The sequence below is a fragment of the Kitasatospora purpeofusca genome, assembly GCF_042691725.1.
In the GTDB taxonomy this organism is placed as follows: domain Bacteria; phylum Actinomycetota; class Actinomycetes; order Streptomycetales; family Streptomycetaceae; genus Kitasatospora; species Kitasatospora purpeofusca_B.
In genome coordinates this window covers 7,695,708-7,720,159 of sequence record NZ_CP170483.1, presented here as the reverse complement: position 1 = coordinate 7,720,159, position 24,452 = coordinate 7,695,708, and the positions used below count along the sequence as shown (strand labels likewise).

Genomic DNA, 24,452 nt, shown 5'->3' with positions numbered 1-24,452 from the left:
ATGCGCCTCGCCACCGAACTGGGCATCGCCGCCGTCGAGGCGTACTTCCCCCCGGGGCGCGAGAGCGCGCGGGAGGCCGTCGCGCAGGGCCGGCTGGACGCGGGCGACGTCGAGGACCTCGGCTACCGGGAGGTCCCGGTGTCCGCCGACGAGGCACCGCCCGAGATGGCCCTGCGGGCGGCCCGCACCGTCCTCGCCGACGCCGGCTGGCCGGCCGACGGCCTCGGGCTGATCGCGCACTCCTGGATGTACCACCAGGGCCACGACGTGTGGTCCGCCCCGCACTTCCTGGCCTCCGCGCTCGGCGCCGCGCGGGCCCAGCCGATCGGCGTGCTGCAGGTGTGCAACGGCGCCGTCGCCGCGCTGGAGGTCGCCGCGACCCGGATCGCCGCGGAGCCCTCGGTCGACCGGGTGCTGGTGACCACCGCGGACCGCTTCGCGGCCCCCGCCTTCGACCGGTGGAACGCCGACTACTCGCTGGTCTACGGCGACAGCGCCACCGCCGCGCTGGTCGCGCCGTTGGACGAGGACCGCGACCTGTTCCGGCTGCGCGCGCTGGTGACCCACTCCGCCCCGGAGCTGGAGCGGATGCACCGCGGTGAACTCCCCTTCGGTCCCGCCCCGTTGTGGCCCGACCAGCGGGTGGACATCCGGCGCGCGAAGAAGTCCTACCTGAGCCGGTACGGCCTCGACGCCTTCACCAGGACCACCCGCGAGATGGTCCGGGCGGTCGTACGGGACTGCCTGGCCGACGCGGACCTCGACCCCGGCACGGACCGGCTGGCCCACGTGGTGCTGCCGCGGCTGGGCGACAAGACCCTGCGACAGGCGTGGGTGCCGGCGATCGCCGGGGTGACGGCCGCGCCGACGGTGTCCGTGGGGCACCGCACCGGACACCTCGGACCCGGCGACGCCCTGGCCGGGGTCGCCGACCTGGCCGGACGGCTCGCCCCCGGCGAGAGCGGACTGGTGCTCAACGCGGGCGCCGGGTTCGCCTACTCCGGAGTGCTGGTCACCCGCCTGGCGGCCCGCCGCGAGCGGCCGGCGGCCACCGCGGCTGCGGCTGCGGCTGCGGCTGCGGCTGCGGCTGCGGCGAACGAAGCGAAGGAGGAGACGCGATGAGCGCGACGCACTGCGACGTCCTGATCGTCGGCGCCGGGCCGGTCGGCCTGGTGACCGGCTGCGAGCTGCTGCAACGCGGCGCCCGGGTGCGCCTGGTGGACGCCGAGCGGCGCTTCACCCGGCACTCGCGGGCCAATGTGCTGTGGCCGAGGATCATGGAACTGCTCGACCGGACCGATGTGACCCGGCGCCTGGTGGGCCTGGGCCACCCGGTCTCCGGGGTCGGCTACTACTCCCGCGGCCGGCGCATCGGCGACGTCCCGGTGGACGGTTCGACCCGCTACCCCTTCGGCCTGGTCATCTCCCAGAACACCGTCGAGGAGGTGCTGCGCGCGCGGTTCGCCGAACTGGGCGGCACCGTCGAGTCCGGCCTGCGGCTCACCGCGCTCGACCCGACCGCGCCCGACGGCGGCGTGCTGGCCACCCTGGAGGAGGAGGACGGCACCGTCCGCACCCTCCGCAGCAACTGGCTGGTCGGCGCGGACGGCGCGCACAGCACCACCCGGGACCTGCTCGGCGTGGAGTTCGACGGCGACGTCGTCGACGTCAGCTTCGCCGTCGCCGACGCCCCCGTCACCGGCGCGCCGGACGACGACCTGACCTACTACTGCTACTCCCCCGACGGCGGCCTCGCCCTCGGCCCCTTCGGCGAGGGCGTGTGGCGGCTCGCCATCACCGTGCCGCACCAGGATCCCGGCACCCCGCCGCCCGGCCGCGAGGTCTTCCAGCGGGCCGTCGACGCGCGCGCCCCCGGCCACGCCGTGGTCGGCGAGCTGCGGTGGAGCGCCGTCTTCCGGGCGCGGTGCCGGATCGCCGCCACGTTCCGGGTCGGACGCTGCCTGCTGGCCGGCGACGCCGCGCACATCACCAGCCCGGCCGGCGGCCAGGGCATGAACACCGGCATCCAGGACGCCGTCAACCTCGGCTGGCGGCTCGCCGGCGTCGTCGACGGCAGCCTGGACGAGGAGGTCCTCGACCACTACGACCACGAGCGCCGGGCCGCCGCCCACTTCGTCGCCCGCACCACCACCGCCCAGACCAAGTGGGGCATGGCCCGCACCCCGCGGCGGATCCTGCTGCGGGACGGCCTCTTCCACCTCGCCCACCGCACCGGACTGCTGCGCCGCACCGTCACGCCCCTGGTGAGCCAGCTCGGCGTCCGCTACGACACCCCGGCCTCCAGCCGCTCCCACGCCCCCGGCCTGCGCCCCGGCGACCGGGTGCCGCTGCCGCTCACCGCGGTGAACGGGCGCCGGCTGATCGCCCGCGACGAACCCGGCGTCCTCCTGTGGCCGGGGCGCGCCCGCCCGGCCGACTGGGAGCGCGTCCGGGAGCGGCTGCGCAAGGAGCTCGCCGGGCTGGCCCCGCTCGTCGAACCGGACGCCCTGGTGCGCCGCCGGCTGCGCTCCGTCCTCGGCGGCAGGCCGCTGGCCGTGGTGGTCCGGCCGGACGGCCACCTGGCCGCCGCCGTACCGCCCGAGGACCCGGACGCCGTCGTCGGCGCCCTCCACCGGCTGGGCGTGCGGCACGACCGCGCCGGCCGCACGCCGGACCCGACCCCGACCGGAGGTACCCGATGAACCGCGCCGCGGTGCTCGCCGGCGTGGGGGCCGCCCTGCCCCCGCGCGTGGTGACCAACGACGAGCTGGCCCGCCGCCTCGACACCTCCGACGAGTGGATCCGCAGCCGTACCGGCATCCGGCAGCGCCACGTCGTCGACCCCGGCACCGCCACCGGCGACCTCGCCGAACTGGCCGGCCGCCGCGCCCTGGAGTCGGCCGCCGCGACCGGCGGCCGGCCGGCCCGCGCCGACCTGCTGGTCCTGGCGACGACCACCCCGGACCGGCCCTGCCCGGCCACGGCCCCCGACGTCGCGGCCCGGCTCGGCCTCGGCGGCGTCCCCGCCTACGACGTCAACGCGGTGTGCTCCGGCTTCCTGTACGCGCTCGCCGCCGCGCAGGGGCACATCGCCACCGGGCTCGCCGAACAGGTGCTGGTGGTGGCCGCCGACACCTTCTCCACCATCCTCGACCCGCAGGACCGCACCACCCTCGCCGTCTTCGGCGACGGCGCCGGAGCCGTCCTGCTCCGCGCCGGCGAGCCCGGGGAGCCCGGCGCCCTGCTCGACGTGCGCCTCGGCAGCGACGGCACCCGGGCGGACCTGATCACCGTCCGGGCCGGCGGCTCCGCCCGGCCCCTGCACGGGGCCGGCGTCGGCGACGAGGACCGGTACTTCCGCATGGCCGGCCGGGAGATCTTCCGGGAGGCCGTCCTGCGGATGACGGAGTCCTCGCGCGAGGTCCTCGGCCGGGTCGGCTGGGCCGTCGGGGACCTGGACGCCGTGGTGGGCCACCAGGCCAACCTGCGGATCCTGCAGGCCGTCGCCGAGCAGCTCGACCTGCCCGCCGAGCGCCTGGTGGCCAACATCGACCGGGTCGGCAACACCGCCGCCGCCTCCATCCCGCTCGCCCTCGCCGACGCGCTCGGCGCCGGGCGGCTGGCCAAGGGGGACCGCGTCCTGCTCACCGCCTACGGCGGCGGGGCGACCTGGGGCGCCGCCGCCGTCGAGTGGCCCGGCCTCGCCCCCGCGAACTCCTGACCGCCCGGCCGCGCCCGCGGCCGGCACCGCACCCGCACCCGCACCCGCACCCGCACCCGCACCCGAGACCATCCAACAGACCGAGGAGTGACCGACATGAGCGACATCACCGAGAACCTGACCGGCATCCTGACCTCCCGCTTCGGCGTCCCGGCGGCCCGGATCGAGGCCGGCGGCACCCTGGGCGAACTGGGCATCGACTCCCTCGTCACGGTCGAGCTGACGCTGACCCTGCAGAAGGCGCTGGGCGTGCCGCTCGCACCGGACGAGATCACCTCCGCCCACACCCTGGCCGAGATCGTCGAGCTGATCGGGTCCAAGGGGGCGGCGGTCAAGTGAGCACACCGACCCTCCGTCAGGAGATCGCCGTCACCGGCCTGGGGCTGGTGTCCCCGGCCGGGCTCGGCGTGGCGCGGAACTGGGAACGGGTGCTCTCCGGCGCCCCGACCGCCGCCCGGGACCCGGAACTCGCCGGTCTCCCGGTGGACATCTCCTGCCGGGCCGCCGACTACCGGGCCGAGGAGCACTTCGAGGCCGCCCGGGCCTGGAAGCTCGACCGGGTCAGCCAGCTCGCCCTGGTGGCGGCGCGGGAGGCGGTGGCCGACGCCGGGCTCGACCCGGGGACCTGGGACGGTGCCCGCGTCGGTGTCGTCATGGGCACCTCCATGGGCGGCATGGGCACCCTGGAGGCCGAGCACCGCAAGACCCTGGAGGAGGGGCCCGGCTGGATCTCCCCGCTGGTGTGGGTGATGGCGCCGGTCAACATGATCGCGGCCTACCTCGCGATCGAACTCGGCGCCCAGGGGCCCAACCTGGTCACCGCGACCGCCTGCGCCTCCGGTCCGACCGCCGTCGGCACCGCCCGTCACCTGCTCGCCTCGGGAGCCTGCGACATCGTCGTCGCGGGCGGCGCGGACGCCCCCGTCACCCACCTGACCATGGCGGGCCTCGCCCAGATGGGCGCGCTCTCCCGCCGTGTCGACGACCCGGGCGCCGCCTCGCGGCCGTTCGACTCCGGCCGGGACGGCATGGTGGTGGCCGAGGCGGCCGGCGTGCTGGTGCTGGAGCGCGTGGCGGACGCCCGGGCGCGCCGCGCCCGGGTGCGGGCCAGGGTGCTGGGCTACGGAGCCTCCGCCGACGCCCACCACCCGTCGGCCCCGCACCCCGGGGGCGAGGGGGCGGAGCGGGCCCTGCGCGCCGCCCTGGCCGACGCCGGGCTCGGCACGGACCAGGTCGACCACGTCAACGCGCACGGCTCGTCCACCCCGCTGAACGACGTGACGGAGGCGCGCGTGCTGCGCCGGGTCCTGGGCGAGCGGCCGGTCGTCACCTCCACCAAGGGGGTCACCGGGCACGCGCTCGGCGCGGCCGGCGCCATCGAGGCCGCGTACACCGTGCTGGCGCTGGAGGACGGCCTCGTGCCGCCGACCGCCAACCTGGAGAGCCTGGACCAGCGGATCGAGGTCGACGTGGTGGCGAAGGAGGCCCGGTCCACGCCCCTGGAGGTCGCCGTGACCAACTCCTTCGGCTTCGGCGGGCAGAACGGCGTACTGGTGCTGGGCCGCGGCTGACCGCGCGGCACACCGAGCAGGAACACGGAGGGGAAGCAGTGAGTCGTTCGGTACTGGTGACGGGCGGGAACCGGGGGATCGGCCTCGCCATCGCCCGCGCCTTCGCGGACGCGGGGGACGCGGTGTCCGTCACCCATCGGTCGGGGCCCCCGGAGGGAGACCTCTTCGCGGTGCGCTGCGACGTGACGGACACCGCCTCCGTCGAGGAGGCCTTCACGGCGGTCGAGGCCCGGCAGGGCCCCGTCGAGGTGCTGGTCGCCAACGCGGGCATCACCCGGGACGGGCTGTCGCTCACCCTGTCGGACGACGACTTCCTGGCGGTGCTGGAGACCAACCTCGCCGGCGCCTTCCGGGTCGCCCGGCGGGCGGCGCTCGGCATGCTCGGCCAACGGCGCGGGACGATGGTGTTCATCTCGTCCGCCGTCGGCATGACCGGCGCGCCCGGACAGGCCAACTACACCGCGTCCAAGTCCGGACTGATCGGCCTGGCACGCTCCCTGGCACGGGAGTTGGGGCCGCGCGGCATCACGGCCAACGTCGTCGCGCCCGGTGTGATCGAGACGGACATGGCCGCCGCGATCACCGAGGCGCGGCGCGCGGAACTCCTGGCGTCCACACCGCTGGGCCGCCCCGGGACGGCCGCGGAGGTCGCCGAGGCGGTCCGCTTCCTCGCGGACGAACGGGCACGGTACATCACGGGTGCGGTCCTGCCGGTGAGCGGCGGACTGGGAATGGGGCACTGATGGCACTGCACGAGGAGATGCGGGCGTTCCTGGCCGCGGCGCCCGAGGGGGAGGTCGACTTCCACGACTTCTCGGTCGCCGAGGTGCGCACCGCCGTGGACGGCTGGATGGAGGTGGCGAAGGAGGGTCCGGAGGTCGCCGAGGTCAAGGACCTCGGCGTTCCCGGCCCCGGCGGCACCACGATCCGGGCCCGGCTGTACCACCCGCGGCCCGCCCGGGCGCTGCCGCTGCTGGTGTTCGTGGTGGGCGGCGGTTTCGTGGCCAACTCCCTGGAGGTGGAGGACACTCCGGTGCGGCGCATCGCCGTCGCGGCGGGGGTCGCGGTGCTCGCGGTCGAGTGCCGCTCCGCCCCGGAGCACCCTTTCCCACTGCCGGGCGAGGACGCCGCCGCGGCCCTGGCCTGGGCGGTGGAGCACACCGCCGAACTCGGCGCCGACCCCGGCCGGATCGGCGTGGGCGGGCACAGCTCCGGCGGCGCGCTGGCCATCGGGGCGGCCCTGCGCCTCGCCCGGACCGCGCCGGGCCGGCTGCGGGCCCTCGCCGTCATCACGCCGTCCCTGGACGCGGGCTTCGACACGCCCTCCTACCGGCGCTACGCCGAGGGGTACGCGCTCACCCGCACCAACGCGAAGTGGTTCTGGACGCAGTACCTGGGCGAACGGCTGGCGGATCCGCCGGTCGAGGCCACCCCGGCGCGGGCGCCACGGGTCGACGGGCTGCCCCCGGCGGTCTTCCAGCTGGCCGAGTTCGACGTGCTGCACGACGAGGCGCTGACGCTCGCCGGGCGCCTGCGGGACGCCGGGGTCCCGGTCACCGTGGCGCGGGGCGAGGGGCTGATGCACGGCTTCTTCTACATGGACCGGGTCAGCGCGGCCGCCGCCGCGGCCAACCGGGCCTTCGCCGGGGAGATCGGGCGGCTGCTGCACGCGCCGGAGCCGCAGCGGTAGACCGGGCCCGCCGGGGGAGGCTCAGTTCGCCATGCTGAGCACCAGCTTGCCGACGCTGGCGCCGCTCTCCAGCAGGCGGTGGGCCTCCCACGCGGACTCCAGCGGCATGATCCCGCCGATGCCGACGGTCAGCCGCCGGTCGGCCATCAGGTCCACGGCGGCCAGCGCCTGTTCCCGCAGGACGTGCGGGGCCCGCACGGCGATCTCCCCCAGGTTGTACCCGATGACGGCCCGGGAGGAGAGCCAGAGCTCCTGCGCGGAGAGCCGGGTGTCGGGATGGCCGCCCGGGTTGCCGTAGACGACCACCCGGCCCAGCGCCCGCAGCGCCCCGAGGCTGGCCTGGGTGGTCGGTCCGGCCACCGAGTCGAGGACCAGGTCGAAGCCGCCGTCCGGGCCGTCCGGCCGCGCCCAGCCGGCGGTGTCCTCGCGCAGGTACAACGCGTCGTAGAGGGCGGCCTCGGCCCGGTCGAGCTTGGCGGCGGTCCCGACGGTGCCCAGCACCCTCCGGGCCCCGAGCAGGCGCGCGACCCGGGCCGTCGTGCTGCCCACCCCGCCGAGCGCGGCGTGGATCAGCACGTCCTCCCCGGCGGCGAACCGACCGGTCCTCAGCAAGCCGTACGCGGTGGTGACGGTGCACGGCAGCGCGGCGGCCGGCAGCAGGTCGACCTCGCCCGCCGGGGTGCGCAGCGGGTACACCAACTCCTGTGGCGCGACGGCGAACTGCGCGTATCCTCCACTGGCTCCGACCTGCTCGTGGGTGAGCGCGGCCACCGGGTCGCCCAGCGACAGGCCGTCGACCCCCTCGCCCCAGCCGGCCACCCTCCCGGAGACCTCCAGTCCGGGCACGACCGGCTCACCGGTGGCCCGCGCCCAGCCGCGGCGGCGGTAGACCTCGGCGAAGTTGACGCCCGCGTAGGCGACTTCGACCAGGACCTGCCCCGGCGCCGGGACCGGTACGGGCATCTCCAGGACCCGCAGTGCCTCGGGCCCGCCGGGTGAGGTGAAACCGACCGCGCGCATGGTGCTCCCATCGGTGGTGGATGCCCTGGGGCGGGGGTCCCGCGGGTGACGGCCGGGGATCCCAAGTGTTCGATGCAGTTTAAACACAGCGCCATGGCCGCGCCTTGTACAACGCTTTAGAGCCCTTCGAAAGAGTGAATCGCAGGCGCCGGAGTGCGAGGAGGGAATAAATTGAGCGGGATTCCCATGCGGCTCGTCTGCTTCCACCACGCAGGGGGCGACGCCTCCCTGTTCTCCGGGTGGCAGCACCACTTCGGCGACGCGCTGGAAGTCGTCGCGGTCAACCTGCCGGGGCGCGGCGACGAACAGCGGGCCGCGGACCTGGACGCACTGGTCGACCGGCTCGACAAGGACCTCGCAGCGGTGCTGGAGGGCCCGCACCTGGTGTACGGGCACAGCTTCGGCGGCCTGGTCGGGTACGAGCTGGTGCGCCGCCGCGCCGCCCGCGGCCTGCGCTCCCCCGAGGCCCTGCTCGTCGGGGCGGTCCCGGCACCGGACGCGCCCCACGCACTGGACTCCCTGGAACTCGACGAGGACACCCTCATCGAGTTCATCCTGGAGCTCACCGGCATGCCCCGGGAGGTGCTCGCCTACCCCGAGTGGGTCCACTCCGTGACCGCCGCGCTCCGCGACGACCTGCTGCTGTGGCGTGGCCACCACGACACCGGCCATCCCCCGCTGCCCTGCCCGATCGACGCGTTCACGGGCGCCGGCGACCGCCTGGTGCCCCCTGGCACGCTGGCCGGCTGGGCGAAGCGGACCGCGTCCGGATTCCGCCTGCACGAGGTCGACGGCGGCCACTTCTTCGTCCGCGAGAACCGCGCCGCCTTCCTGGAGCTGCTGGGCACCGTGCTCGCCGGCCACCTCGCCGCACCCCCTCGCGCCCTGCCCTGGGTGCTGTCCGCCGAGGACGACGCCGGCCTCGCCCGGCAGGCCGCGCGCCTGCGGACCCACGTCGAGGAGCACCCCGGACTCGACCTGGGCGCGACGGCGTTCGCCCTCGCGACCGCACCGGGGCCGCGGCCCCACCGGGCCGCGCTGGTCGCCGCGGACCGCGCCGAGGCCCTGGCCGCCCTCACCGCGCTCGCCGAGGACGGGTTCGCGGCCAACGCCGTCCCGGCCGCCCGCGCCGGTGACGGACCCACGGCGTTCCTGTTCACCGGCCAGGGCAGCCAGCGGCCCGGCATGGGGCGCGAGCTCCACGCCGAGTACCCGGTGTTCGCCGAGGCGATCGAGGAGATCGCGGAACGCTTCGACAGCCGTCTCGCGCTCCCCCTGCTGGACGTGATGTTCGCGCCGCAGGGCTCCGAGCGGGCCGCGCTGCTCGACCTCACCCTGTACGCCCAGCCAGCCCTGTTCGCCCTGGAGACGGCGCTCTTCCGGCTGGTCACCGACTGGGGCCTGCGCCCCGGGCTGCTGATCGGCCACTCCCTCGGGGAACTGGTCGCCGCCCACGTCGCCGGGGTGTTCACGCTCGACGACGCCTGCGCCCTCGTCGCGGCACGGGCCGAACTGATGCAGTCCGCGCGGGCCGGCGGGGCGATGATCGCGATCGCCGCGGACGAGACGGCCGTCACCGAGGCGATCGCCCGGCACGGCGACGGCCGGGTCGACGTCGCGGCCGTCAACTCACCCACCGCCACGGTGATCTCCGGCGAGCAGGAACCGGCCGGCGCGGTCGCCGCGGCACTGGCCGCCCAGGGGGTCAAGACCACCAGGCTGCGGGTCAGCCACGCCTTCCACTCGCTCCACATGGACGGGATCCTGGAGGAGTTCCGCGCCGCGGCGAGCGCGGTGGAGTACCACGCCCCGCGGATCCCGGTCGTCTCCAACCTCACCGGCCGGGAGGCGGAGGCCGGCGAGCTGCTCGACCCCGGCTACTGGGTCGAGCACATCCGCCGCCCCGTGCGCTTCGCCCAGGGGGCCGGCCGGCTCGCGGAGCACGGCGTGCGGTCCTTCCTCGAACTCGGGCCCGCGCCCGTGCTCAGCGCGTTCGCGCGGGCGGCCGCGCCCGAGGGCGGCTTCGCCTTCGCGCTGCGCCCCGGACTGCCCGAGCGGGCCACGCTGCTCACCGCCGTCGCCACGCTCTTCACCCTGGGCGCCGAGCCCGACTGGCCGGCCGTCTTCGGACCGGCCGCCGCCCCGGAGGCCGCCCGGTCGGCCGCACCGACCCTGCCCGTCCACGGCCGCGGCACGCCGGACCGCTGACCGCCCGAACCGCCCGGACCGCCCGGACCCCCGGACCCCCGGACCCCCGGACCCCCGGACCGGCGGCACGCCCCCCGCTCCCGCTCCCCCGCCGCCCGTGCGGGCGGCCGCGACCGGCCCCGACGGGGGCCGGGGCGCGGGCCGAGGTAAGGCCCGCCTAGGCTGTACGCCGAAGCAAAACGGGCGAACCGGACCCATCCAGGGGCCGTGACGAGGGAAAGCAGGACCCGCCGATGGGCGACGGAATGTCAGGCATGCACCACCACGGCGGGATGACCGAACTGGGCCCCTTCTCGCTCTCCAACGTGCTCACCTGGTCCCCCGACTGGGTGTTCCTGCTCGGCAGCCTGGCCGCGCTCGCGCTGTACGTCACCGGCGCGGTCCGGCTGCACCGGCGCGGCGACGCCTGGCCGATCGGGCGCACGGTGGCCTGGGTGCTGGGCATCGGCTCGGTGATCCTGGTCACCTGCACCGGGCTGAACGACTACGGCATGGCCCTGTTCAGCGCGCACATGATCCAGCACATGGTGCTCTCCATGCTGTCGCCGATCCTGCTGCTGCTCGGCGGGCCGATCACCCTGGCGCTGCGCGCGCTGCGGCCGGCCGGCAAGGGGCGCCCGCGCGGGCCGCGCGAGCTGCTGGTGGCGCTGCTGCACTCGACCTACATCAAGGTGGTCTCGCACCCGGGCTTCACCATCCCGCTGTTCATCGCGAGCCTCTACGGGGTCTACTTCACCCCGCTGTTCGACTTCCTCATGCAGTACCGGCTCGGGCACATCTTCATGATGGTCCACTTCCTGGCGACCGGCCTGGTCTTCTTCTGGCCGATCATGGGCGTGGACCCGGGCCCGCACCGGCCGGGCCATGTGATGCGGATCATCGAGCTGTTCATGGGCATGCCGTTCCACGCCTTCTTCGGCGTCGCGGTGATGATGGCCAACCACCAGCTGGTGAACACCTTCACCACCGAGGGGGCGCCCCCCGGCACCGACCTGCTGGCCGACCAGAAGCTCGCCGGCGGCATCACCTGGGCGTTCGGCGAGATCCCGACCGCGATCGTGCTGATCGCGCTGGTCTACCAGTGGATGGGCTCGGAGCAGCGGCTCTCGCGCCGCCGGGACCGCGCCGAGGACCGCAGCGGTGACGCCGAGCTGGCGGCGTACAACGCCTACCTGGCCTCGCTGGACCAGCGCAGCCGGCGCCCGGCGGCCGACGCCGGCTGACCGCCGCCACCACCACCCGCTGGAGCCCCCGTCCGATCCCGGACGGGGGCTCCAGCGTCTTCCCGGGCGTCTTGCCGGGCGGGCTCCCCGGGCGGCTCCCCGGGCCGGACGCTCAGGCGCCGCCGCCCGCCGCCTGCCGGGCGAGGCCGGCGACCAGGATGTCCAGGCCGAACTCGAAGCGCTCGTCACCGACGTTGCGGGTGAGCGCTACGGCCATCGAGGTCATCATCGGGTAGCGCTCGGCCGGGATGGTCGCGAAGTAGTCGCGGATCCGGTCGCCGAACGCCTCGGTGTCGGCGCCGCCCCGGGAGGAGACCTCGAAGGCGGTCGCGGTGGTGTAGAGGCCCAGCAGGTCGACCCCGTAGGCGGCGGTCCGCTCGTCCAGGCCGCCGGCCCGCAGCATCGCGAGCATGGCCTCGGCGATGTCCATCGCGTGCGGGGTGACCGGGACGTTGGCCACCACGGCGGCCTTGGCCAGGTCGCGGTGCGAGAGCAGCGCGGCGCGGGAGGTCCGCAGCAGCTGCTTGACCTGCTCCTGCCAGCGCGCCGGGTCGGCCGACTCCAGCTCGATGCCGGCGTAGACGAGGTCCAGGACCAGTTCGAGCAGCTCCTCCTTGGAGCCGACGTGGGCGTAGAGGCTGGCGGCGCCGGTGCCGAGCTCCTGGCCGACCCGGCGCATGCTGAGCGCGTCCATGCCCTCGGCGTCGACGATCCGCAGCGCCGCCTCGACGATCCGCTCCCGGCTCAGCGGCTGCCGCCTGGGGGCGGCCTTCGCCTTCCCCTGCCAGTGCTCGGGCCAGCCGGAACGCGGGGCGGCACTGGTCATGGGGACTCCTTCGTGATCGTCGGCGGATCCCAGATTACTTGACACGAACACCGTTCCATGGGAGAACACCGTTCGTTGAACCAAACAGTGTTCGTTGCGACGAACAGCGTTCGTCGGCAGCTCTGATGTCCGGAGAGCACCCATGACCAGTCAGATCGCCCCTCCACAGCCCGCCGCGGCTGCGCCCGCCGGCCACCGGCTGCGCTGGGCGGGCCTCGCCGTCATCCTCGTCGCCGAGGTGATGGACCTCCTCGACACCACGATCGTCGGCGTCGCCGCCCCCGCCGTCCGGCAGGACCTCGGCGGCAGCGACGCCCAGATCCAGTGGATCACCGCCTCCTACACGCTCGCCTTCGCCGTCCTGCTGATCACCGGCGGGCGGCTCGGCGACCTCTTCGGCCGCAAGCGCCTGTTCGTGCTCGGCGCGGCCGGCTTCACCCTCGCCTCCGCGCTCTGCGCGGCGGCGCCCGGCGCCGGCACCCTGATCGCCGCCCGGACCGTGCAGGGCCTGTTCGCGGCGCTGCTCATCCCGCAGGGGCTCGGCCTGATCAAGGCGATGTTCCCGCCCAGGGAGCTCGGCACCGCCTTCGGCCTGTTCGGCCCCGTGCTGGGGCTCTCCTCGGTGTTCGGCCCCACCCTCGGCGGCTACCTCACCGACGCCGACGTGTTCGGCCTCGGCTGGCGGGCCGTCTTCCTGGTCAACCTGCCGCTCGGCCTGCTCGCGGTGCTCGCCGCCACCCGGATCCTGCCCGCCGAGCACACCGACCGCGCCGCCGGCGCCGGGCGGCTCGACCCGGTCGGCGTGCTGGTGCTCGGCCTCGCCGTGCTGCTGCTGGTCTACCCGCTGGTCCAGGGCCGCGAGCTGGACTGGCCGCTGTGGACCTTCCTGTCGATGGCCGCCTCGGTGCCGGTGCTGTGGCTCTTCACGCTGCACCAGCGGAGCGTCCTGCGGCGCGGCGGCACCCCGCTGATCGAGCCCTCGCTGTTCGCCAAGCGGCCCTTCGTCTCGGCGCTCGCCACCGGGCTGGTGTTCTTCGCCGCGCTCTCCGGGCTGCTGCTGGTCTTCACCCTGCACCTGCAGCTCGGCCTCGGCTGGACTCCGCTGCACGCCGGGCTCTCGATGATCCCGCTGTCGATCGGCGTGGTCGTCGGCGCCGTCCTCTCCGGCGGCCTGCTGGCCCCGCGCCACGGCCGCCGGGTGCTGCACGCCGGCATCGCCGTCGCCGTCGCGGGCGCGCTCGGCCTGTGGGCCACCGTCGAGCACGGCGCCGCGGACCTCACCGGCGGGCAGCTGGCCCCGGCGCTCGCCGTCACCGGCCTGGGCCTCGGCCTGATCATGGCGCCGTTCTTCGACATCGCGCTGGCCGGGGTCGAGGAGTCCGAGACCGGCTCGGCCTCCGGCGTCCTCAACGCCCAGCAGCAGCTCGGCGGCTCGGTGGGCGTCGCGCTGCTCGGCACCGCGTTCTTCGGCTGGGCCCGCACCGACGGCTTCCGGCACGCGGCGGGCTGGACGTACGGCCTGGTCGCCGCACTGCTCGCGGTGGCCTTCCTGACCGCCTTCCTGCTCCCCCGGCACGCCCGGCCCGAGGGCGCGGACCACTGAGGCCCAGGGTGCCGGAGACGGCCGAAAGGCCCCGGAGGTCCGATGCCGGACCTCCGGGGCCTCCCGGGTTCAACGGTTCAACGCCTCCGCCGTCAGGCTCAGGCGAGGTTGGCGAGCGCCTCGTTGAGGGTCTTCGACGGGCGCATCACGGCCGCGGCCTTGGCCGGGTCCGGCTGGTAGTAGCCGCCGAGCTCGACCGGGGAGCCCTGCACCGCGATGAGCTCCTCGACGATGGCCTGCTCCTGCTCGGTGAGCGTCTTGGCCAGGCCCTCGAAGGCCTGCGCGAGCGCGGCGTCCTCGGTCTGCCCCGCCAGCTCCTGGGCCCAGTACATGGCCAGGTAGAAGTGGCTGCCGCGGTTGTCGATGCCACCGAGGCGGCGGCTCGGCGACTTGTCCTCGTTGAGGAAGGTGCCGGTGGCGCGGTCCAGCGTGTCGGCCAGCACCTGGGCGCGGGCGTTCTCGGTGGTGCGGGCCAGGTGCTCGAAGCTGGCGGCCAGCGCGAAGAACTCGCCCAGGCTGTCCCAGCGCAGGTAGTTCTCCTTGACCAGCTGCTGGACGTGCTTCGGGGCGGAGCCGCCGGCGCCGGTCTCGAACAGGCCGCCGCCGTTCATCAGCGGGACGACCGACAGCATCTTGGCGCTGGTGCCCAGCTCCAGGATCGGGAACAGGTCGGTCAGGTAGTCGCGCAGCACGTTGCCGGTGACCGAGATGGTGTCCTCGCCACGGCGGATGCGCTCCAGCGAGAACGCCGTGGCCTCGACCGGGGACTTGATCTCGATCTGCAGGCCGGCGGTGTCGTGCTCGGCGAGGTAGGTCTTGACCTTCTCGATCAGCACGGCGTCGTGGGCGCGGGTCTCGTCCAGCCAGAAGACGGCCGGGCTGCCGGTCACGCGGGCGCGGGTGACGGCCAGCTTCACCCAGTCGCGGATCGGCAGGTCCTTGGTCTGGCAGGAGCGGAAGATGTCGCCCGGCTGGACGGCCTGCTCCAGGACGACGTTGCCCTCGGTGTCGACCAGGCGGACGGTGCCGGCCGCCGCGATCTCGAAGGTCTTGTCGTGGCTGCCGTACTCCTCGGCGGCCTGGGCCATCAGGCCGACGTTCGGGACCGAGCCGATGGTGGCCGGGTCCAGGGCGCCGTGGGCGCGGCAGTCGTCGAGGACGGCCTGGTAGACGCCCGCGTAGCTGCTGTCCGGCAGCACGGCGAGGGTGTCGGCCTCCTGGCCGTCCGGGCCCCACATGTGGCCGGAGGTGCGGATCATGGCCGGCATCGAGGCGTCGACGATGACGTCGCTCGGCACGTGCAGGTTGGTGATGCCCTTGTCGGAGTCGACCATGGCCAGGGCCGGGCCCTCGGCCAGCTCGGCCTCGAACGAGGCCTTGATCTCCTCGCCCAGGTACGGGACCTTCTCCAGGCCGGCCAGGATGCCGCCGAGGCCGTTGTTCGGGTTCAGGCCCGCCGCGACCAGCGCCTCGCCGTACTTGGCGAAGGTCTGCGGGAAGAAGGCGCGGACCACGTGGCCGAAGATGATCGGGTCGGAGACCTTCATCATGGTGGCCTTCAGGTGGACCGAGAACAGCACGCCCTCGGCCTTGGCCCGGGCGACCTGCGCGGCCAGGAACTCGTTCAGCGCGGCGGCGCGCATGACCGAGGCGTCCACGACCTCGCCGGCCAGCACCGGGACGGACTCGCGCAGCACGGTGGTGGTGCCGTCCTCGGCGACCAGCTCGATGCGCAGCGCGCCGTCCTCGGCGACGACGGCCGACTTCTCGGTGGAGCGGAAGTCGTTCTCGCCCATGGTGGCGACGTTGGTCTTGGAATCGGCCGACCAGGCGCCCATGCGGTGCGGGTGGGTCTTGGCGTAGTTCTTGACCGACGCGGGGGCGCGGCGGTCCGAGTTGCCCTCGCGCAGGACCGGGTTGACGGCGCTGCCCTTGACCTTGTCGTAACGGGCGCGGACGTCCTTGTCCTCGTCGGTCTGCGGGTCGTCCGGGTAGTCCGGCAGCGCGTAGCCCTGCGCCTGCAGCTCGGCGATGGCGGCCTTGAGCTGCGGGATGGAGGCCGAGATGTTCGGCAGCTTGATGATGTTGGCGCCCGGGGTCTTGGCGAGCGCGCCCAGCTCGGCGAGCGCGTCGCCGATCCGCTGGCCCTCGGCCAGACGCTCCGGGAAGCTCGCGATGATTCGCCCGGCGAGGGAGATGTCGCGAGTCTCCACCTTCACGCCCGCCGTCGAGGCATACGCCTGGACCACCGGCAGGAACGAGTACGTTGCCAGGGCCGGCGCCTCGTCGGTGTGCGTATAGATGATGGTCGAGTCAGTCATCGGTACTCCGCTTCACGTCTCCAACGTCTTGACGTCAAGATATCTCGTGACCGCCCCTCCGCTCCACCTCCCCCCGGATCCGGATCAGCTCCACCGTCGTCCCGGCGCGGGCGCGGGGCAAGCGGGGCGGGTCAGACCGTGCCGCTCCGGGCGTGCGCGGACGCGGCGAGGCGGGCGTCGAACTCGGCCTCGTCGGCGAGGAACCACAGGCCACCGCCCCGGTTGCTCTCCCGGACGAAGTCCCGCAGCGCTCCGCCGGCCCCGGTGTAGCGGGAGATGTCCCCGACGACGGCGAGGCCGATCCGGTACTGGGCGAACTTCTGGGTGATCTCCCCGGCGAGCCGGGTACGCAGGGTGAAGAACTCCTCACCGAACCGGGCCGCCGGGACGACCAGCCACTCGGCGTCGTGGCCGAAGGCCTCGCCGAGCAGGTCCATCCCGGCGCCGACGTCGCGGACCACCGGACCCTCGGCGGGCAGCCGCAGCACCACGGGGGCGGGACCGGCTCCGGACAGGTCAGACATGGCGGTTCTCCGTCGTCAGGGTGTGGATGAGCAGCAGCAGTTCGGCGGTGTCGGCCGGGGCGCCGAGGACGATCACCTTGAGGGTCGAGCGCTCCTCGTTGTGCAGGGTCTCGATGCGCAGCGGCACCGGACCCTCGCGCGGTCCGGCGACCACCGCGAGCAGGGTGTTGGACAGCCGGGCCGCCTCGCGGACGCCGATGGCGTCGATCTGGACCACCGCGGAGGCCTCGGAGTGCAGCGGCCCGGGGACGGGCGCCGCCGGTTCGGCAGGCTCCTCGGCGCCCGCCGGAGCCCCGGTGAAGGCCTCGAAGTCGCGGCGGGCGATCCGGTACTGCTTGCCGATCCTGACCCCCCGCAGCCGGCCGTCGCGGACATAGCCGCGGACCGTCCGCACGTGCAGGCCGAGCAGTTCGGCAACCTGCTCGACCGAGTAGTACTCCGGGTGGTGCTCCGGCACCGGCCGCCTCCCTCCGACTGTCTTCTTTGTCACGAAAACTACCATGGGACGGGGAACAATAGGGAAGGATGAGGAAGGTCGTCCGATGAGCGGTGCACCCGGCCGTCAGGACTTCGTCAACACGGTGCAGCATTCGGTCAACGCTGCGTCAGGACTGTTCACCGTGTGCCCGGACCCGCCCTAGCGTCGGACAGAGCAGTTCCACGCAGCACCGCGCAGTTCCGAACAGCACCGAGCACCACCGAGCAGTTCCGGCAGGCCCCTCTCCACCACTCGGGAGCACCCGCATGGCCCGCGTCGTCATCTGGCACGTCCCGGTCACCGTCACCGGACGGACCACCTCCCTCCGCCTCTTCCGCCTGCGCGACGGCCGCCGCTGCGCCGTCGGCTTCCGCTCCGCGGGCGCGCTCGCCGAGCTGCTCGGCCCGGAGCAGGCCGCCGTCGAACTCGGCGAACCGGCACTGCGCGCGCTGACCGCGCCGCTGGGCATCGACGAGCTGGTCCTGGATCCGCGCCTCGTCGCCCCACCAGTCGGCGGCCCGGCCGACGGCGGCGCCGCCCGCCCGGCCACCGGGCACCCCGCCACCCGCTCCGGCGCGCGGCTCCAGCGCCGGTGAGCGCACTCCACCTGGTCCCCGGCGCACCGCAGCCCGAGCCGGCCCGCCCGCTCCAGGCCCTGGCCCGGGTGAGCTTCGGCCCGGTCCCGATCGACTTCGACCGGCTGGCCGCCGAGATCCCGGCGGTGCAGAGCGGCCTGGCCCTGGCCGGCGACGCCGACCTCGAACTGCGGCTCGCCTGCACCGGCCCGGAGGAGTTACGCGCCGTCTCCGCCGCCCTGCTCCGGGCCGGCGCCGCCCACGTCCACGTCGACCTGGTCCTGCGCGCCCTCGTCCCCACCCACCCGGTCCTGCGCCCGGTGCCCTGACACCGCCCGCGGACTCCCGCGCCCGCCCGCCGTCCGGACAGCCGGCGGGCGGGCGCGGGGCATGTCCCGCTAGCGCCGTCGGGTCAGGGCGGCGACGGCGGTGAGCAGCAGGGCGGCGCCGGCCGGCAGCGCCGGGGTGAGCGGTTCACCGAGGAAGGCCACGCCGAGGACGGCGGCGGTGGCCGGTTCGAGCAGCACCAGGACGGCCGCGGTCGCCCCCGGCACGGTGGCCAGGCCGGCGAAGTACCAGCGGTAGGCGAGCAGGGTCGGCACCGTCCCCAGGAAGAGCAGGGCGCCGGCCGTCACCAGCGGTGCGCCGGTGGACGGCAGCACGCCGCCGTCCACCGTCAGCGCGAGCGGCAGCAGGCAGAGCAGGCCGGTGGTGAACGCCCCGGTCGAGGCGCGGGCCGTGCCGCCGGCGCGGGCCCAGAGGGTGAGCCCGCTCTGCCCGGCGCCGGCCAGGACGGCGAGCGCCACCCCGAGGACGGGCCGCGGACCGCTCGCCGGGCCCGCCACCAGCAGGGCCAGTCCGCCCAGGGCGAGCAGGTTGGCGGCCACGGCCCGGCCGGTGAGCCGCTCGCCGAGCAGCAGGTGGGCGCCGAGGCTGGTGAGCACCGGCCCGGCGCCGATCGTCACCAGGGTGCCGAGGCCGAGTCCGGCGTACCGGACCGAGCCGAAGTAGGCGCACTGACTGACCGCCAGCCCGAGCCCGGTGAGCACGGCGGCGCGGCGCGGCCCGGCGGCGCCTCGGCCGGGCAGCAGGGCGAGGCAGCCGGCGGCCACGGCGAACCGCCAGGCGCAGACGGCGACCGGGCCGAGCCCGGCGGCGGCCATGAGCAGGGCGGCCACGGCCCCGCCCGCGCCCCAGGCGACGGCGGCGGCCGAGATGGACAGCAGGCCGTGCCGGACCGGCACGGCGGCATGAGTGGTCATGCGTTCGTTCTCCACGACGGGATGCCGGGCGGGGCCCGGCCGGATGAGGTCCACCGGTGGCGCGGGCGGCACTCATCGGCCCGGGAACGGCGGAGCCGTCGGGCTGGGTGCGTGGAGTGGGCCGCCCGCTAGCGGACGGGCGGCGGCAGGATCCGGGAACGCATGGGCTCACCCTACGCGATCGGGGGTCGATGCATATTCATACGAACGGTCCGATTTCCATCATCCGATCGCCCGTCCATCCTGCCCGAGGGCAAAGCCAGGCTCAAATCGGGCTCAAATACCGGAACTACTCATGAGTCACGTAACGGGCACATGACCAGATGGCCGCCTACCTGCGGAAATATCCTGCGAAGTAGGTAAACATTCAGTAATGAAATCTGTGCAGATGTCTCTGAATACGCCTACCGTGTGGCAACTCTCCGCGTTCCGCACCGCCGGAGCCCCCACAGCACAGAGAGATTGCGCATGGCCTCCCTCAACCAGCTCTCCCCGCCCGGTACGGGCACCGGTTCCGGCACCGGGACCACCACCCACCGGTCGCTCCGCCGCGAAGTCGGCCTCATCGGCCTCATGTGGGCCTCGGTCGGTTCGATCATCGGCTCGGGCTGGCTCTACGGCGCGAAGAACGCCGTCGTCGTCGCCGGACCGGCGGCGCTCGTCGCCTGGGGCATCGGCGCGGTCGCCATCGTCCTGCTCGCCTTCGTGCACGCCGAGCTCGGCGGCATGTTCCCGGTCGCCGGCGGCACCGCCCGCTACCCGCACTACGCCTTCGGCGGGCTGGCCGGCATGTCGTTCGGCTGGTTCTCCTGGCTCCAGGCCGCCACCGTCGCGCCCATCGAGGTCGAGGCGATGATCGGCTACGCCGGGCACTGGGAGTTCGCGCAGGGCCTGCTCAACGACAACGGGACGCTCACCCCGAGCGGCATGGTCGTCGCGGTGGCCCTGATGGGCCTGTTCGTGGCGGTCAACTTCCTCGGCGTCCGGGTGCTCGCCCGCACCAACAGCGCGGCCACCTGGCTGAAGATCTTCGTCCCGCTGTTCGCGATCTTCGTGCTGTCCGTGACCAACTTCCACGGCTCCAACTTCAGCTCGCACGGCTTCGCCCCGTTCGGCATCAAGGGCGTGCTGACCGCGGTCAGCGCCAGCGGCATCATCTTCGCCCTGCTCGGCTTCGAGCAGGCGATCCAGCTGGCCGGCGAGAGCAAGAACCCCAAGCGCGACATCCCCCGCGCCGTACTCGGCTCGGTCGCCATCGGCACCGCGATCTACGTGCTGCTGCAGGTCGTCTTCATCGCCGCGCTGCCCGCCGCCTCCTTCGCCAACGGCTGGGACAAGCTGGACTTCCCCGGCATCGAGGGCCCGTTCGCCGGCCTGGCCACCGTGGTCGGCCTCGGCTGGCTGGCCTGGGTGCTGTACTTCGACGCCATCGTCTCCCCCGGCGGCACCGGCCTCATCTACACCACCTCCACCTCGCGCATCGCGTACGGCCTCAGCAAGAACGGCTACGCGCCGCAGCTCTTCGAGCGGGTCGACAAGCGCGGCGCACCGTGGTTCGGCCTGATCATGTCGTTCGTCACCGGCGTCATCTGCTTCATGCCGTTCCCGAGCTGGCAGGAGCTGGTCGGCTTCATCACCTCGGCCAGCGTGCTGATGTACGCCGGCGCCCCGCTCGCCTTCGGCGCCCTGCGCCGCCGGCTGCCGGCGCGCGAGCGCTCCTACCGCCTGCCCGGCGGCGCGGTCATCGCCCCGGCGTCCTTCATCGTCTCCAGCCTCATCATCTACTGGTCCGGCTGGCACACCCTGTCCCGCCTGGGCATCGCGATCGTCATCGGCTACCTGCTGCTCGGCAGCTACGCCCTGTACGCCATCCGCAAGGGCCTGCCGAACGCCCCGCACATGGACTGGCGGGCCGCGCAGTGGCTGCCGGCCTACCTGCTGGGCCTCGGCCTGATCTCCTGGCAGGGCGGCTTCGGCGACGGCACCGGCCGGATCCCGATGTGGTGGGACATCGCGGCGGTCGCCGTCTTCTCCCTGGCGATCTACTACTGGGCGATCCGGGTCGCGCTGCCGGCCGACATCATCGAGCGGAACATCGAGGACGTCGAGGTGGTCGACGAGGGCGGTCACTGACCCCGCGACAGGCAGCAGGAAGGGCCCGCCGGCCAGTGCATCCGGCGGGCCCTTGTGTTGGTCGCCCGCTCGCCTCGTGCATGGGGCTCGGGGCGGGTGGGCCTTCGGCCCGGGGCGCGGCGGGGCCGCCCGCCGGCCTCCCGCACGGCCCCGGGCGGGGCGGCTCAGAGCGACAGCACCGCGCGCAGGGCGTACTCGACGGCGGCCTCGGGGTCGTCGGCCGGGTGCTCGGAGCGCCAGGCGACGAAGCCGTCGGGGCGCACCAGCAGCGCGCCGTCGGGGCGGATGCCGTGCAGGGCGGCGAAGTCGGCGCCCGGCTCGGGGGCCAGGTCGTCGTCCGCGCCGTCGCCGATCCGGAAGGCGTCCAGCGGGACGGCCAGCCGGTCCGCCGCCCGGCGGGCGGCGTCCTGCCAGGCGGTGCCCGCCGAGCCGGTCAGCAGCACCATCGCCTGCTCGTACAGATCGAGGGTGGACAGCCGCACGCCCGCCCGCAGCAGCCACTGGTGCGGGGCCCGGCCGCCCGGCTCGCCCGCGGACTCGAAGGAGTCCGGGACCACCGGGCCGGCCGGGTCGGTGCCGAGCACCGCGCCCTGCGGGTAGCGGTAGCCCAGCGCCACCGCCAGCACCCCGGCCTGCCGGCCGACGCCCGGGACGACGGCGTACCCGGGGTGGCTGTGCTCGGCGGAGCGGGCCGAGGCACGCTCACCGGTCACCTGTGCCACCGGCCGGCGCTCCTGCCCGTAGCTGTCCAGCAGCCCCGGACCGGCCCAGCCGCAGAGCACCGCGGCGAGCTTCCAGGCCAGGTTGTGCGCGTCCTGGATGCCGGTGTTGGAGCCGAACGCGCCGGTCGGGGACATCTCGTGCGCCGAGTCCCCCGCCAGGAACACCCGCCCGCCCGAGTAGCGCTCGGCGACCCGCTCGGCGGCGTGCCACGGGGCCTTGCCGGTCACCTCGACCTCGAGGTCGGCCACGCCGATCGCGGCCCGGATGTGCCGGGCGCAGCGCTCGTCGGTGAACGCCTCCAGCGGCTCCCCGTGCTCCGGGTGCCACGGCGCGTGGAACACCCACTCCTCCCGGTTGTCGACCGGCAGCAGGGCGCCGTCCGCCTCCGGGGCGGTGAGGTAGCAGGCGATGAAGTGGCGGTCGCCGACGACCTCGGCCAGCCGCTTGGCCCGGAAGGTGATGCTGACGTTGTGGAACAGCTCGCCCTTGCCGCTCTGGCCGATGCCCAGCCGGGTGCGGGCCGGGCTGCGCGGACCGTCCGCCGCGACCAGGTAGTCGGCCCGGACGACCCGCTCCTCGCCGGTCTCCCGGCTGTGCAGCAGCGCCGTCACCCCGTCGGCGTCCTGCTCGAAGGAGAGCAGCTCGGTGCCGAAGCGGATGTCGGCGCCCAGCTCGCGGGCGGCGCGGCGGAGCACCGGCTCCAGGTCGTTCTGGCTGCACAGGCACCAGGAGCTGGGGCTGAACCGGGCCAGCCGGCCACCCGGGTCGATCTCCCGGAACAGCCACTCCTGCTCCTCGCCGGTCAGTGAGGGGGCCTGCAGGATGCCGTGGTTCGGGGCCAGGACGGACGCCGCCTCGCGGATCGCCTTCTCGATCCCGGCCACCCGGTACAGCTCCATCGTCCGGACGTTGTTGCCTCGGCCGCGCGGGTGACGCGAGGTGTCGGCATGCTTCTCGACGAGCAGGTGCCTGACCCCCAGTCGGCCCAGGAAGAGCGAGGCCGACAGCCCGACCAGCGAGCCGCCGACGATCAGGACCGGTACCCGGTCGTCCACCTTCGGATTCATCAATTGCTCCAGCCTGTACGGGAGTTCTGGGCCGAGTGCGAGGCTCGGCGCGGCCCTCGCAGGGGCCTCGGGCACGACGGCCCGGTCCTACCGTCCCCCGTGCCGGACGCGTTGTGCCGTCTCTTCGCCCGGATGGCCCGCATATCTCGCGCCACTCAGAAGCGCCGCGCACGATCGACTTCAGGCCTGGTGGCCGACGGCCACCGCAGCACCCCTCCCGCCGGGGGCCGCCCGGGCCCTCCGGCACCGGCGCCGCCGCACGCGGCCCCCGACGCGCGCGGCCCAGAAGCAGAAAGTGGATCATGACGACCCTGTCCGAACCGCCCGCCCGGCAGCACTCCCCCTCCGAGACCCGCCTGCGGGTGGTGCTGATGCTGGAGATCCAGGACGGCGCCCAGCAGCGCTTCATGGACGTCTACGAGCAGTTGCGCCACGAGGTCGCGACCGTGCCCGGCCACGTCAGCGACCAGCTCTGCCAGTCCATCAACGACCCCCGCCAGTGGCTCATCACCAGCGAGTGGGAGGACCAGGAGACCTTCCTGCAGTGGGTGGACAGCCCGGCCCACCGGGAGATGGTCAAGCCGATGCACGGCTGCGTCAGCGACACCTTCCGCTCCCTGCGCTACGCCATCCTCCGGGAGACCTCCGCCGCCGGCGCCACCGGCAGCCGGCCGCCTCTGGAGGTGCCGTCCGACCTGCCGCGCACCGCCCCCGCCGGACAGGCCGGCCCGCCGAAGGCCGACCCGGGCCCCGACGGCGTGGTCCGGCACGCGCTCACCTTCACCGTCGAGCCCGGCAGCGAGCCCGAGGTGGCCCGGATCCTGTCCGGCTACGCCTCCCCGCGCGCGGAGGTGGACGAGACCACCCGGCTGCACCGCACCTCGCTGTTCATGCACGGCAACCGGGTGGTCCGCGCGGTCGAGGTGATCGGCAGCCTCGGCGACGCGCTGCGGCACGTCGCCATGCAGCCCGAGGTGCGGGCCGTCGAGGAGGCCATCAACCCGTACCTGGAGGAGGAACGCCGCCTGGGCGACCCGCAGGCGGCGCGCGCCTTCTTCGCCCGGGCCGCGCTGCCGGCCGTCCACCAGGCCGTGGCCGGCTCCCCCGCCTCCGGACGGCTGCACCGGCACGCCGTGCTGTACCCGGTGAAGCCCGGCAACGGGCCGGCGGTCGCCGACCTGCTCGCCGAGCACGACGACCTCGCCACCGCCGATCCGACCGGCCCGGTCGCCGGAAGCACCGTCTTCCACCGCGACGACGTCGTGGTGCGGCTGGCCGACCTGCGGCTGCCGCCGGAGGCGGACCCGGCGGCGGCGCTCGGCGTGGCCGGTGAGCGCGAGGCCGCCGTACTGGGCCGGCTGCTCGACCTCGGCCCGGAGGGCGACCTGCGGACCGACGCCGGGCTGCGCGCCTTCCTCGCCGCCCGCAGCATGAACCCGGTCACCGACCGGACGTCCCAGGACTCCTGACCACCACCGCACTCCGGCACCGGAAGCTCCGGCAAGAG

Annotated in this window: 21 protein-coding genes; 14 read left to right on the top strand and 7 right to left on the bottom strand. The window is 74.5% G+C overall.

Annotated elements, in window-relative coordinates; translation table 11 throughout:
• From ACFCLZ_RS33285 to ACFCLZ_RS33255, 7 genes are all read left to right on the top strand, one after another.
• Positions 1-1,122, top strand: coding sequence for a ketoacyl-ACP synthase III family protein (locus ACFCLZ_RS33285; RefSeq protein ID WP_380281604.1), 1,122 nt, complete (start codon positions 1-3; stop codon positions 1,120-1,122).
• On the top strand, positions 1,119-2,702 hold the full coding sequence (locus tag ACFCLZ_RS33280; RefSeq protein WP_380281603.1) for an FAD-dependent monooxygenase: 1,584 nt from the start codon (positions 1,119-1,121) through the stop codon (positions 2,700-2,702). The genes ACFCLZ_RS33285 and ACFCLZ_RS33280 overlap by 4 nt, the downstream gene beginning before the upstream one ends.
• Entirely contained in the window at positions 2,699-3,721 is a 1,023-nt protein-coding gene (locus ACFCLZ_RS33275; RefSeq protein WP_380281602.1) for a beta-ketoacyl-ACP synthase III, read from the top strand. Before ACFCLZ_RS33280 ends, ACFCLZ_RS33275 begins: the two co-directional genes overlap by 4 nt.
• A 96-nt stretch (positions 3,722-3,817) precedes the next feature.
• A complete protein-coding gene (locus ACFCLZ_RS33270) occupies positions 3,818-4,060 on the top strand; it encodes an acyl carrier protein (protein WP_380281601.1) in 243 nt (80 codons plus the stop codon).
• Entirely contained in the window at positions 4,057-5,292 is a 1,236-nt protein-coding gene (locus tag ACFCLZ_RS33265; RefSeq protein WP_380281600.1) for a beta-ketoacyl-[acyl-carrier-protein] synthase family protein, read from the top strand. The genes ACFCLZ_RS33270 and ACFCLZ_RS33265 overlap by 4 nt, the downstream gene beginning before the upstream one ends.
• A gap of 38 nt (positions 5,293-5,330) precedes the next feature.
• On the top strand, positions 5,331-6,035 hold the full coding sequence (gene fabG / locus ACFCLZ_RS33260) for a 3-oxoacyl-ACP reductase FabG (protein ID WP_380281599.1): 705 nt from the start codon (positions 5,331-5,333) through the stop codon (positions 6,033-6,035).
• Entirely contained in the window at positions 6,035-6,982 is a 948-nt protein-coding gene (locus ACFCLZ_RS33255) for an alpha/beta hydrolase (RefSeq protein ID WP_380281598.1), read from the top strand. The genes fabG and ACFCLZ_RS33255 overlap by 1 nt, the downstream gene beginning before the upstream one ends.
• Positions 6,983-7,003: 21 nt before the next feature.
• Here ACFCLZ_RS33255 and ACFCLZ_RS33250 read toward each other — a convergent pair whose 3' ends face one another.
• Complete coding sequence (locus ACFCLZ_RS33250; RefSeq protein WP_380281597.1) at positions 7,004-8,002, bottom strand: zinc-binding alcohol dehydrogenase family protein; 999 nt, start codon at positions 8,000-8,002, stop codon at positions 7,004-7,006.
• Positions 8,003-8,173: 171 nt separating this feature from the next.
• Between ACFCLZ_RS33250 and ACFCLZ_RS33245 the strand changes: the two genes are divergently transcribed.
• Positions 8,174-10,210 (top strand): acyltransferase domain-containing protein, encoded by a 2,037-nt coding sequence (locus ACFCLZ_RS33245; protein WP_380281596.1) that lies wholly within the window; start codon positions 8,174-8,176, stop codon positions 10,208-10,210.
• Between the two features lie 254 nt (positions 10,211-10,464).
• On the top strand, positions 10,465-11,433 hold the full coding sequence (locus tag ACFCLZ_RS33240; protein WP_380281595.1) for a cytochrome c oxidase assembly protein: 969 nt from the start codon (positions 10,465-10,467) through the stop codon (positions 11,431-11,433).
• A 112-nt stretch (positions 11,434-11,545) separates the two neighbouring features.
• Here ACFCLZ_RS33240 and ACFCLZ_RS33235 read toward each other — a convergent pair whose 3' ends face one another.
• On the bottom strand, positions 11,546-12,259 hold the full coding sequence (locus ACFCLZ_RS33235) for a TetR/AcrR family transcriptional regulator (RefSeq protein ID WP_380281594.1): 714 nt from the start codon (positions 12,257-12,259) through the stop codon (positions 11,546-11,548).
• Positions 12,260-12,401: 142 nt separating this feature from the next.
• Between ACFCLZ_RS33235 and ACFCLZ_RS33230 the strand changes: the two genes are divergently transcribed.
• Positions 12,402-13,862 (top strand): MFS transporter, encoded by a 1,461-nt coding sequence (locus ACFCLZ_RS33230; RefSeq protein WP_380281593.1) that lies wholly within the window; start codon positions 12,402-12,404, stop codon positions 13,860-13,862.
• Between the two features lie 98 nt (positions 13,863-13,960).
• Here the strand turns inward: ACFCLZ_RS33230 and ACFCLZ_RS33225 are convergent, their stop codons facing one another.
• From ACFCLZ_RS33225 to ACFCLZ_RS33215, 3 genes are all read right to left on the bottom strand, one after another.
• The gene (locus tag ACFCLZ_RS33225; RefSeq protein ID WP_380281592.1) at positions 13,961-16,183 is read right to left on the bottom strand and encodes an NADP-dependent isocitrate dehydrogenase; all 2,223 of its coding nucleotides are present in this window, start codon (positions 16,181-16,183) and stop codon (positions 13,961-13,963) included.
• Positions 16,184-16,314: 131 nt separating this feature from the next.
• Positions 16,315-16,707, bottom strand: a complete 393-nt coding sequence (locus ACFCLZ_RS33220) for a DUF4180 domain-containing protein (protein WP_380281591.1) — start codon at positions 16,705-16,707, stop codon at positions 16,315-16,317.
• On the bottom strand, positions 16,700-17,164 hold the full coding sequence (locus ACFCLZ_RS33215) for a helix-turn-helix domain-containing protein (RefSeq protein WP_380281590.1): 465 nt from the start codon (positions 17,162-17,164) through the stop codon (positions 16,700-16,702). Before ACFCLZ_RS33215 ends, ACFCLZ_RS33220 begins: the two co-directional genes overlap by 8 nt.
• 287 nt (positions 17,165-17,451) lie before the next feature.
• On the opposite strand from ACFCLZ_RS33215, the gene ACFCLZ_RS33210 reads away from it, so the two are divergent.
• Both ACFCLZ_RS33210 and ACFCLZ_RS33205 read left to right on the top strand, forming a co-directional pair.
• Positions 17,452-17,781, top strand: a complete 330-nt coding sequence (locus ACFCLZ_RS33210; protein WP_380281589.1) for an SAV_915 family protein — start codon at positions 17,452-17,454, stop codon at positions 17,779-17,781.
• Positions 17,778-18,089 (top strand): hypothetical protein, encoded by a 312-nt coding sequence (locus tag ACFCLZ_RS33205; protein WP_380281588.1) that lies wholly within the window; start codon positions 17,778-17,780, stop codon positions 18,087-18,089. The genes ACFCLZ_RS33210 and ACFCLZ_RS33205 overlap by 4 nt, the downstream gene beginning before the upstream one ends.
• Before the next feature lie 69 nt (positions 18,090-18,158).
• Here ACFCLZ_RS33205 and ACFCLZ_RS33200 read toward each other — a convergent pair whose 3' ends face one another.
• Positions 18,159-19,022 (bottom strand): EamA family transporter, encoded by an 864-nt coding sequence (locus tag ACFCLZ_RS33200; RefSeq protein WP_380281587.1) that lies wholly within the window; start codon positions 19,020-19,022, stop codon positions 18,159-18,161.
• Between the two features lie 468 nt (positions 19,023-19,490).
• On the opposite strand from ACFCLZ_RS33200, the gene ACFCLZ_RS33195 reads away from it, so the two are divergent.
• On the top strand, positions 19,491-21,155 hold the full coding sequence (locus ACFCLZ_RS33195; RefSeq protein WP_380281586.1) for an APC family permease: 1,665 nt from the start codon (positions 19,491-19,493) through the stop codon (positions 21,153-21,155).
• A gap of 164 nt (positions 21,156-21,319) precedes the next feature.
• Here ACFCLZ_RS33195 and ACFCLZ_RS33190 read toward each other — a convergent pair whose 3' ends face one another.
• Positions 21,320-22,945: an FAD-dependent oxidoreductase gene (locus tag ACFCLZ_RS33190; protein WP_380281585.1), complete on the bottom strand. Its 1,626-nt coding sequence runs from the start codon at positions 22,943-22,945 to the stop codon at positions 21,320-21,322.
• Positions 22,946-23,247: 302 nt separating this feature from the next.
• On the opposite strand from ACFCLZ_RS33190, the gene ACFCLZ_RS33185 reads away from it, so the two are divergent.
• The gene (locus ACFCLZ_RS33185) at positions 23,248-24,414 is read left to right on the top strand and encodes a SchA/CurD-like domain-containing protein (protein ID WP_380281584.1); all 1,167 of its coding nucleotides are present in this window, start codon (positions 23,248-23,250) and stop codon (positions 24,412-24,414) included.
• The last annotated feature ends 38 nt before the right edge of the window (positions 24,415-24,452 follow it).